General features: G+C 70.4%; 8 protein-coding genes and 1 pseudogene. 8 read left to right on the plus strand and 1 reads right to left on the minus strand.

The features are described 5' to 3' along the window. Positions 1–71: 71 nt before the first annotated feature. From QK444_RS24275 to QK444_RS24290, 4 genes are all read left to right on the plus strand, one after another. Complete coding sequence (locus tag QK444_RS24275; protein ID WP_029925088.1) at positions 72–998, plus strand: ABC transporter permease; 927 nt, start codon at positions 72–74, stop codon at positions 996–998. Further along, entirely contained in the window at positions 991–1,953 is a 963-nt protein-coding gene (locus tag QK444_RS24280; protein WP_282784010.1) for an ABC transporter permease, read from the plus strand. Before QK444_RS24275 ends, QK444_RS24280 begins: the two co-directional genes overlap by 8 nt. A 5-nt stretch (positions 1,954–1,958) precedes the next feature. Further along, entirely contained in the window at positions 1,959–3,638 is a 1,680-nt protein-coding gene (locus tag QK444_RS24285; RefSeq protein WP_282784012.1) for an ABC transporter ATP-binding protein, read from the plus strand. 327 nt (positions 3,639–3,965) lie between these two features. Further along, complete coding sequence (locus QK444_RS24290; protein ID WP_282784014.1) at positions 3,966–4,712, plus strand: oxidoreductase; 747 nt, start codon at positions 3,966–3,968, stop codon at positions 4,710–4,712. Positions 4,713–5,192: 480 nt separating this feature from the next. Here the strand turns inward: QK444_RS24290 and QK444_RS24295 are convergent, their stop codons facing one another. Continuing rightward, entirely contained in the window at positions 5,193–5,993 is an 801-nt protein-coding gene (locus QK444_RS24295) for an HAD-IB family hydrolase (protein WP_282784016.1), read from the minus strand. A 360-nt stretch (positions 5,994–6,353) separates the two neighbouring features. Between QK444_RS24295 and ssd the strand changes: the two genes are divergently transcribed. The 4 genes and pseudogenes from ssd to QK444_RS24315 form a co-directional block, all read left to right on the plus strand. After that, the gene (gene ssd / locus QK444_RS24300) at positions 6,354–7,589 is read left to right on the plus strand and encodes a septum site-determining protein Ssd (protein WP_282784018.1); all 1,236 of its coding nucleotides are present in this window, start codon (positions 6,354–6,356) and stop codon (positions 7,587–7,589) included. Further along, on the plus strand, positions 7,586–8,773 hold the full coding sequence (locus QK444_RS24305; RefSeq protein ID WP_282784021.1) for a TadA family conjugal transfer-associated ATPase: 1,188 nt from the start codon (positions 7,586–7,588) through the stop codon (positions 8,771–8,773). Before ssd ends, QK444_RS24305 begins: the two co-directional genes overlap by 4 nt. A gap of 159 nt (positions 8,774–8,932) precedes the next feature. Then, positions 8,933–9,736: a hypothetical protein gene (locus QK444_RS24310; protein WP_282784023.1), complete on the plus strand. Its 804-nt coding sequence runs from the start codon at positions 8,933–8,935 to the stop codon at positions 9,734–9,736. Between the two features lie 157 nt (positions 9,737–9,893). Beyond that, positions 9,894–10,192 (plus strand): annotated as a pseudogene (locus QK444_RS24315) (hypothetical protein); the annotation flags it as partial.

Here is a 10,192-nt window from a genome sequence, read left to right on the forward strand (position 1 = left end):
ACACCCCCCCGCCCCCCCCGCCGCGCCGGCCCCGCCCCCCGCGCCCCGCCCCACCACTTTCCGGAGGAAATATGGCTTGGTATGTCCTGCGGCGCCTACTCCAGATGATCCCGGTGTTCCTCGGCGCGACCTTCCTGATCTACGCGATGGTCTTCCTCATCCCCGGCGACCCGATCGCGGCGCTGGCCGGTGAGAAACCCCTGACTCCCGCCATCGAAGCTCAGCTGCGCGCCCGATACCACCTCGATCAGCCGCTCATCACGCAATACCTGCTCTACCTGAAAGGCATCTTCACCCTCGACTTCGGTACCGCCTTCTCCGGGCGGCCGGTGAGCGACGAACTCGCCCGCGCCTTCCCGATCACCATCAAACTCGCCTTCATGGCGGTCTTCATCGAAGGCGTGTTCGGCATTCTCTTCGGACTCGTCGCCGGCCTGCGCAAGGGCCGTCTGTTCGACTCCACCATGCTGGTCGCCAGCCTGGTCATCATCGCCGTGCCGGTCTTCGTGGTCGGCTATGTGGCGCAGTTCCTGCTCGGCGTGAAATGGGGGATCGCCCCGACCACCGTCACCGGGGACGCGAGTTTCGCCGAACTGCTGGTGCCCGCCTTCGTCCTCGGGTCGCTGTCGTTCGCGTATGTGCTGCGGCTGACCCGGAATTCGGTGGCCGAGAACATGTCCGCCGACTACGTGCGCACCGCCACCGCCAAGGGGCTGGGACGACGGCGGGTGGTCACCGTCCACATCCTGCGCAACTCCATGATCCCGGTCGTCACCTTCCTGGGCGCGGATCTGGGCGCGCTCATCGGCGGCGCCATCGTCACCGAGGGCATCTTCAATATTCCGGGCGTCGGCGGGACGCTGTACCAGGCGATCACCCGCGTGGAACCACCCACGGTGGTGTCGTTCGTGACCGTGCTCGTGGTGATCTTCCTGCTGTCCAACCTGCTCATCGACCTGCTCTACGCCGCACTCGATCCGAGGATCCGCTATGTCTGACCTCGTCAAGGAATCCGAGGCCGGTACCCGGCCCGGACAGGGGCACTATGTCGCGCCACCCGACGAGGTGGAGGTGCTCGCCACCGACCGCGTGGTGGAAACCGGTGAGCCGACCAGCATCTGGACCGACGCCTGGCGACGACTGCGCCGCAACCCGATCTTCATCGTCGCGATGCTGCTCATCCTGATCGTCGCCGTGGTGGTGCTGTGGCCCGGGCTGTTCAGCGATCAGGACCCGCGCGAATGCGTGATCGACAACAGCATGGCGCCGTCCCGGCCCGGGCACCCCTTCGGTTTCGACAAACAGGGATGCGATGTGTACGCCCGCACCATCTACGGTGCGCGCGCGTCGGTCATGGTGGGCCTGGGCGCGGCGGCGCTGTTCATGTTCATCGGCGGCACGCTCGGGGCGCTGGCCGGCTTCTTCGGCGGGCTGCTCGATTCGGTGGTGTCGCGCATCGCCGAGATCTTCTTCGCCATCCCCATGGTGCTCGCCGCCATCGTGTTGCTGCAGATGCTGCGGCCCACCACCATGTGGAATGTCATCCTGGTGCTCGCCTCGTTCACGTGGCCGCTGGCCGCGCGCATCGCCCGCGGCGCCGTCATCGAGGCCAAGAGCAGTGAATATGTCACGGCGGCACAGGCATTGGGGGTGTCGCGGCTGGGCATTCTGCTGCGGCACGTGCTGCCCAACGCGGCCGGGCCGATCATCGTGGTGTCCACCATCTGGCTGGGCGTCTTCATCGTCACCGAGGCGACGCTGTCCTATCTCGGCGTCGGCCTGCCACCCGACATCGTGTCCTGGGGCGGCGATATCGCCAAGGCCAAGAACGATCTGCGCACCTCCGCCATCCTGTTCTATCCCGCTGCGGCGCTGGCCATTACGGTGCTGAGCTTCATCCTGCTGGGCGACGCCGTGCGCGACGCCCTCGACCCCAAAGCCCGGAAGAGGTGAGCGCCGTGACTGCTGATGACACGCCACTGCTGGATATCCGCGATCTCACTGTGTGCTTCACCTCCGACGGCAAGCGGGTGCCCGCCGTGCGGGATGTGAGTCTCACCGTGTACCCGGGGCAGACCGTCGCCATCGTCGGTGAATCCGGCTCCGGGAAGTCCACCACGGCACACGCCATCATCGACCTGCTACCCGGCACCGGACAGGTGACCTCGGGGTCCATCCGATTCGACGGCAAGGATCTCACCCGGGCGTCGGCGCAGGAGATCGTCGCCGTGCGCGGGCGCGGCATCGGACTGGTGCCCCAGGATCCCATGTCCAACCTGAACCCGGTCTGGAAGATCGGCTTCCAGGTGCGGGAAACCCTGGCGGCCAACGGCATCGCCAAGGGCGCCGAAGCGCGCCGCCGCGCCATGGAACTGCTCGAGGAAGCCGGGATGTCCGACGCCGAGCGGCGGGTGAACCAGTACCCGCACGAATTCTCCGGCGGTATGCGCCAGCGCGCCCTCATCGCCATCGGACTGTCCTGCCGGCCGAAACTGCTCATCGCCGACGAACCCACCTCGGCGCTCGACGTCACCGTGCAACGGCAGATCCTCGACCACCTGGACGGGCTCACCGCCGAACTCGGCACGGCGGTCCTGCTGATCACCCACGACCTCGGCCTAGCCGCCGAACGCGCCGAACACCTGGTGGTCATGTATCGCGGGCGGGTGGTGGAATCCGGTCCGGCACTGCGGATTCTGCGCGACCCACAGCACGCGTACACCAAGAAACTGGTGAACTCCGCACCCTCGCTGGCCTCGCAACGGCTCTCGACGCCGCGCCAGCGCGTCGAGGTCCGCGAGCACGCGGTGGAAGTCGCCGAGGCCGAAACCGCCACCCTGCCCGATGATGTCGTGATCGCCGAGAACCTCGTCAAGAGATTCCGGATCCGCGGCAAGCGACCTTGGCAGTCGACGGACTTCACGGCTGTCGACGATGTCTCCTTCCGGCTGCGGCGGGGCACCACCACGGCCATCGTCGGCGAATCCGGGTCCGGGAAATCGACCGTGGCGCACATGGTGCTGGGGCTGCTGACCCCGACCGCCGGGCGGGTGCTGTTCGACGGTGCTCCGGTGGCGGCACTGAAAGGTAAGTCGGCCTTGGGTTTCCGGCGACGCGTGCAGCCGGTGTTCCAGGACCCGTACGGGTCGCTGGACCCCATGTACTCCATCTACCGCACCATCGAGGAACCGCTGCGCGTGCACGGTGTCGGCACCCGGTCCGAGCGCGAGGACACCGTCCGCGACCTGCTCGACAAGGTCTCGCTGCCCGCTTCGGTCATGCGGCGCTACCCCAATGAGCTCTCCGGTGGCCAGCGCCAGCGGGTGGCCATCGCCCGCGCTCTCGCCCTCCGGCCCGAGGTGGTGGTCTGCGACGAGGCCGTCTCCGCACTGGACGTGCTGGTGCAGGCGCAGATCCTCACCCTGCTCAACGACCTGCAGGCCGAGCTGGGCCTGTCCTACCTGTTCATCACCCACGACCTGGCCGTGGTCCGTCAGATCGCCGACGATGTGGTGGTGATGCGGCGGGGCCGGGTGGTCGAGGCCGCCGCCACCACCGACGTCTTCGACAATCCGGAATCCGATTACACCCGCCGCCTGCTCGACGCCATCCCGGGGCGGGACCTGCTGGCGAGTTGAGCACGAGGCATCAGCAGGCGCGCCGCACGTGAGGGATGGTGGCCGACTACCGGCGAAGGTGGCGGGGAGGGAAGGTGGCGGGAGGCTTGTCTCAGGGGTGTCGTGAGGCAGTCGGTCGCCGGGCCGACCGGGCACGAAGCCGGTACCTCGGCCGACGGGGTTGGTAACTCGGGCATCGGGGCTCATGTCGTTCCCGGTCGATTGCCAGCCGAGGCCGGGTGGCCACCGTGGTGTGGCGACTCGAAGCCGGGTCGTGTCGTCGAGGCACGTGCGGCGCGTCGAGGGGGCGGGTGGCTCGGTCATCCGGGACCAGTAGCCTCGTAACCCGTGACCGACCCGCTCCAGCCCCTAGTCGACCTGCCCGGCGTGCGCGAGGCCGCCGACAAGGCCCGCGACGCGCTCGCCGAGGTGCACCGGCACCGGGCCAACCGGCGTGGCTGGCCGACCACGGCGGCCGAGGCGGCGGTGCGGGCGGCGCGGTCGTCGGCGGCCATCGACGGCGGCAGCATCGACATTCCGGCCGACGGGCGGGTGGAGGACCCGGTGCTCGCCGGATCGCTGCGGGTCGGGCAGGCCCTCGACGGGGAGGCGCTGCGCACGCTCGCCGGGGTGTGGCAGCGTGCGCCGCTGCAAGCACTCGCGCGGCTGCATCTGCTGGCCGCCGCCGATATGGTCACCGACCAGCAGTCGCTGGGGCGTCCGCGGGATGTGCCGGGAGTGGCGGAACGGCTCGACCTGTTGGCGCAGACGGTGTTGACCACGAACGCCCCCGCCCCGGTGGTCGCGGCCGTCGTGCACGGGGAGCTGCTGACGCTGCGGCCGTTCGGCACCGCCGACGGCATCGTGGCGCGGGCGGCTTCCCGGCTGGTCGCGGTGTCCAGCGGGCTGGATCCGCACAGCCTCGGCGTGCCGGAGGTGTTCCTGTTGCGCCGCCGTCAGGCGTATCTGGATGCGGTGGCCGCGTTCGGCACCGGTACCCCGAACGCGGTGGGCGGCTGGGTCATCTTCCACTCCGGGGCGCTGGAAGATGGCGCCCGCGAAGCCCGTTCGATCGCCGACGCGGCATCCGGCTGAGTTCGCCGCTGGGTATCGGGCTGCGCTGGATATCGGGCTGCGCTGGATATCAGGCTGCGCTGGATATCAGGCCAGGAAGTCCCCTGCACATCAGAGCGGGCGGCGTTGTCGCCATTGCGACCTCACCGCCCGCTAGCACGGACTACCGGGTTACCAAGCGTGCTGTATCGGGTTGTGTGATTCGGCCTCGGCGAGCTCTCCGGACCCCGCCGATTCATCCCTACAGCGTGTGCGGGGCCGTCATCGACGGAATCACGGATAACGCAGGCCCACAACACTCGTGCCCTTGTCGCGGCGTGCTCCGCGTGGGTGCCTGGTGTCCGTGCTGGGAAGGGTGGGATGGGAGATAGGACCTTCTCTTCCGATCCGATCTTGGCCTTCCGTCCTTCCTTGTCACCATTGTTACTCTGTGACCGCACTCACAGCAAGAGCTGCGGAGACTTTCCTCGAGCGGTGTGTCGCGCGGCGTTTCACGCCAGCTCAGCGCCGCTTGCGCAGTAGTCGGTAACTCAGCGCCCCGGCGGCCACCGCGCCGAGTCCGACGGCCACGCTCGCGGCCACCGTGGTGGTCGAGGGGGCGGGGATGCGAGACCACAGCGACACCGGATTCTCGAAGGTCAGCACCGGCCAGCCGCGCTGATGCGCCTCCCGCCGCAGTGCCCGGTCCGGATTCACCGCCGTCGGGTGTCCGACCGCCGCCAGCATGGGCAGATCGGTCACCGAGTCGGAGTAGGCGTAGCAGCGAGACAGGTCATAACCCTCACTGGCGGAAAGCTTTTCGATCGCCTGAACTTTGCCCTCGCCGTAGCAGTAGAACTCGACCTCGCCGGTGTACCTACCGTTCTCGACGACCATGCGGGTGGCCGACACATGATCGGCGCCCAGCGCGGCGGCGATCGGAGCGACGATCTCCTCGCCCGAGGCCGACACCACGACCACGTCGTGGCCGCGGATGCGGTGGTCGGCAATGAGATCGGCGGCCTCGGCATAGATGAGCGGGTCCACGATCTCGTGCAGGGTCTCGGCCACGATGCCCTTCACCTGCTCGACGTCCCAACCAGCGCACATGCTGGTGAGATGGGCGCGCATCCGCTCCATCTGGTCGTGGTCGGCGCCGCTGAGCAGGAACAGGAAATGGGCATAACTGCTTTCGAGCACCGCGCGGCGGCTGAGCAGACCCTGATCCAGGAACGGCTTGCTGAACACGAAGGCGCTGGATCGGGCGATCACGGTCTTGTCGAGATCGAAGAAGGCGGCGACTCGTCCGCGTTCGGCTGTCACGCCGTCCAGAATAGGTTTTCCGGGGCGGTGGGGTGGCGGGCGGTCGGTCCGGACGGGTTTGCCAGCCGGAAGCCGGCATGTCCGGTTCGGAAAACGACTCGCGCGACGGACTTGCATTCCGGGCGGGGCTTGGGTGTAGTATCGCAATTACCTGGACATGGTCCAGGCGCGTTCAGCCCGACCCCCCGGGGCTGAACCCCGACGGCCCCAGCCTCCTCCCCCCCCGGCTGGGGCCGTCCTCTATTTCCGGACCGATTCGCCTCTGTCCCGCGGGTGCGTAGTTCTCCACAGGCCGCGTGTTATCCACACTCGCCGCTGCGGGTCTGTCGTCGGTCATCCGCATCCGTGACGCTGAACAGCATGAACCCTGTTGTCGCCGCCGCGCCCGCGCTCATGCTCGTCGACCGGCAGGGCTTGCGCGCCGAGATCCGCCGCATCGCCGCCGCTGCGGATCGGCGCGTGGACGAGCGGGCGCTACCGGTCGGGCGCCACGACTGGATGGGGGCGTCCGTGGTCCTCCTCGATGCCGCCGCCGCCCGCGAATGCGCGGCCGCGCGGTGTCCGCGGCGGCCCGGGGTGTTGTTGGTCACCGAGGGCGAACCGGGTTTGCTCGACTGGCAGACCGCCACCGCCATCGGTGCGGAACAGGTGCTGGCCTTACCCGACGCGGCCGAGGCGCTGATCGCGGGATTCGCCGCGAATGCTCACGGTGGCGGCGGTCGCGGGGTGGTGGTCGCGGTGGCCGGAGCCTGCGGCGGGGCCGGTGCGTCCACCCTGGCCGCGGCCATCGCACTCACGGCGGCGCGGCGTCGGTTCCGGCCGCGCACGCTGCTGCTGGACGCCGCACCCTTCGGCGGCGGGCTCGATCTGCTGCTCGGCCTCGAGAAGGCACCAGGGCCGCGCTGGCCCGACCTCGCCGTGGAGCACGGCCGCGTCGCCGCCGACGCGCTGTACGCGGCACTGCCCGGTATCGGCGGCATCACCGTACTCGCCTGCACCAGAGACGGATCCACGCCCGCTCCGCCGCCGACGGCCGTGCGCGCCGTCCTGGATGCCGTGCGCGGCGCGGGTGATCTGCTCGTCTGCGACCTCTCCACCGAACGCGGCGCACCCGCCGACCAACTTCTCGACGCGGCCGACCTGGTGGTGCTCATCGCCCCCGCCCAGCTCCGCGCGGTAGCCGCCGCCGAACCCACCACCGCCCGCCTCCGCACCCGAAATCCCAACCTCGCCTTGCTGGTTCGCGGGCCGGCCCCCGGCGGCCTGCGCCCCGCCGACATCGCCACCGCCCTCGACCTCCCGCTGCTTCACACCATGCGCGCCCTCCCCGCGCTGTCCCACCAGCTGGAACGCGGCGGCCTGCCCCTGCACGCCCGCCATCCCCTCCACCGCGCCGCCACCGCCGTCCTCGGTGTGCTCACCTCCACCGGCGCCCCACCGCGATCCGGGTGCACAGCGCCCCGCGAGCCGATACGGCACGCCTTCGCGACACAGCAGCCGAAACCGCGCGAAACCGCGGTCGATCCTGTTGCACCGCACGATGTCCCGGCCGGGCCTGCTGTCACACCGCTCATGCCGGAACTGGGGCGGCGATGAGCGCGCTGGTGACCGCCGAACTGCTGGAGCGGGTGCGGGAGCGGCTGGCGGACGGGGTCGGGGATCCGGATCCGGCGCAGGTGGCGGCGGCTGTTCGGGCCGAGGCGGGCGGGGTGCTCGGCGATACCGATCTGCTGCGGGCGCTGCGCTTGCTGCAGACGGAACTGACCGGAGCGGGGGTGCTGGAGCCGCTGCTGCACGACCCCGAGGTGGCGGATGTGCTGGTGACCGGCCCGGATGCGGTGTGGGTGGACCGCGGACAGGGGTTGCGGCGGACCTCGGTGCGGTTTCCGGACGAGGCCGCGGTGCGGCGGCTGGCGCAGCGACTGGCGCTGTCGGCCGGGCGACGACTGGACGACGCGCAGCCGTGGGTGGACGGTCGGCTCGCCGGAAGCGAAGCGGCGGTGGCGAACTCCTTCGGCGTGCGGCTGCATGCCGTGCTGGCCCCCATCGCCCACGGCGGCACCTGCCTGTCGCTGCGCATACTCCGCCCGGCGACACAGGGCCTCGATGCCCTGGCTGCTGCCGGTGCCGTCTCGCCCGATGCGAAACGCCTGCTGGAGAACATTATTCGCGCCCGCCTGGCCTTTCTCGTGGTCGGCGGTACCGGCGCGGGTAAGACCACGCTGCTCTCCGGACTGCTCGCCAAGGTGGACGCGGCCGAACGCATCGTCTGCGTGGAGGACGCCGCCGAACTCGCCCCGCCGCACCCGCACGTGGTCCGGCTGGTGGCGCGCACCCCGAATGTCGAAGGGGTGGGCGAGGTCACGGTTCGCGACCTGGTCCGCCAGGCGCTGCGCATGCGCCCCGACCGCATCGTCGTCGGCGAGGTTCGCGGCGCGGAGGTGGTGGACCTGCTGACCGCGCTCAACACCGGCCACGACGGCGGCGCGGGCACCGTGCACGCAAACTCGCCCGGCGAGGTCCCCGCCCGTCTGGAGGCCCTGGCGGCGCTGGGCGGTATGGACCGCCTCGCGCTGCACAGCCAGCTGGCCGCCGCCATTCAGGTCGTCCTGCACGTCCACCGCCGCCTCGACGGCTCCCGTGCCCTCCGTGAGATCGGCGTCGTCACCCGTACCCCCTCCGGCACCGTCCACATCGAGCCCGCCTGGACCGCCACCACCCGCCCCGCCCCCGCGGCTCCCGTTTTGGCCCGCCTCATCGACGAACGCCTCGAACGATGAGCACCGCGACAACGCCCGATTCGGTACCACCCTCCCGGTACGGAGATCCGCGGTGCAGGTGGGGGAGATGTGGCGTGCGGACGAGAGCCCGGCTGGGTCGGCGGTGCGCTGGGGCGGAGACCCGGTCCAAGTCGACGGATCGGAGCCGTGGTGCCTGAAATGCTCGCCTATCCGAGCTCAGCGCTCGCCTGCCTGGCGCTCGCCCTTGTGACAGTGCCGCCGCCACCCGCACGCCGCCGGTTCGCGGCCCTGTTCGGCCCGCGGACGACGAAGCGGAAAGTCCTGTTGCCGACGGTAATCCGGATAGCCGCGGTACTGACCCCACTGAGCCTGTGGCTGGTCGGTTTCGGCACCATGCTCGCCGCGACCGTGTTCGCCATGACATTCGCGGTGCGCCACCGCCGCCGTCTGCGCGCCCGCCGCCATTGCGCCGAACTCGACCACTTGCTCGACGGCCTGGAGGTGATCATCGGTGAGCTGCGGGTGGGAGCCCACCCCAGCGTCGCCGCCGAGATCGCCGCCCGCGAGACCGCCGGGGATGCCAGCCGCGCCTTCGCGGTGAGCGCGGCCCGCAGCCGCCTCGGCGGCGGCGGCGCCAGCGGCCTCCGCCAACCGAACAGCGCCATAGCCCACGACCTTTCCCGGGTCGCCGATGCCTGGCAGGTCGCCGAATCCCACGGCTTGGCGCTCGCCGAACTGCTCACCGCCGCCCGCACGGACCTTCTGGGCCGCAAACGCTTCCAGGCCCGCACCCGAGCCGCACTGGCCGGAGCCCACGCCACCGCCGCCGTCCTCTCCGCCCTGCCCCTCCTGGGCCTGGCCCTGGGCCACCTGATGGGCGCCGCCCCGCTCCACATCCTCCTCACCACCCCACCCGGCCAACTCCTCCTCCCCCTCGGCACCACCCTGACCTGCACCGGCCTCCTCTGGACGGACGCCATCACCCGAAAGGTCCTGCGATGACCACGCTTCCCTCGCGCCATCCGGAAGGGGTCGGCGAACTCCGCCCCGACCAGACATCCCGTCCACCCGCGGGCCCGTGCTTCGTCGCGGCTTCGAACCTCCCCGCCGCAGACCGCCCTGGACGGAAGTCACTGCCATGAGCACGGAAGTCACTGCCATGAGCACGGAAGTCACTGCCATGAGCGCGTACTCGACGCCGCTCTTGCTCGTAGCCGTCGCCTTGGTGCTGCTCCCGGGCCGGGATGTGGGGCGGCGGCGATTGGGTGGGCTGGTCGACCGGCGGCGGCCGGATCGGGGAACGGTGGTACGGGCGCGGCCGGACCCGCTGGGGGTGGCGGCGGCACTGGATCTGTTCGCGGCGTGCCTGCGGGCCGGGCTGCCGACCGCGGCGGCCGCGGATGCGGTGGCGGTGAGCGCGCCCGAGCCGGTGCGCACGGTCTTGCGGCGGGCGGCGGA

The sequence above is a fragment of the Nocardia sp. CC201C genome (assembly GCF_030010695.1).
Classification (GTDB): domain Bacteria; phylum Actinomycetota; class Actinomycetes; order Mycobacteriales; family Mycobacteriaceae; genus Nocardia; species Nocardia otitidiscaviarum.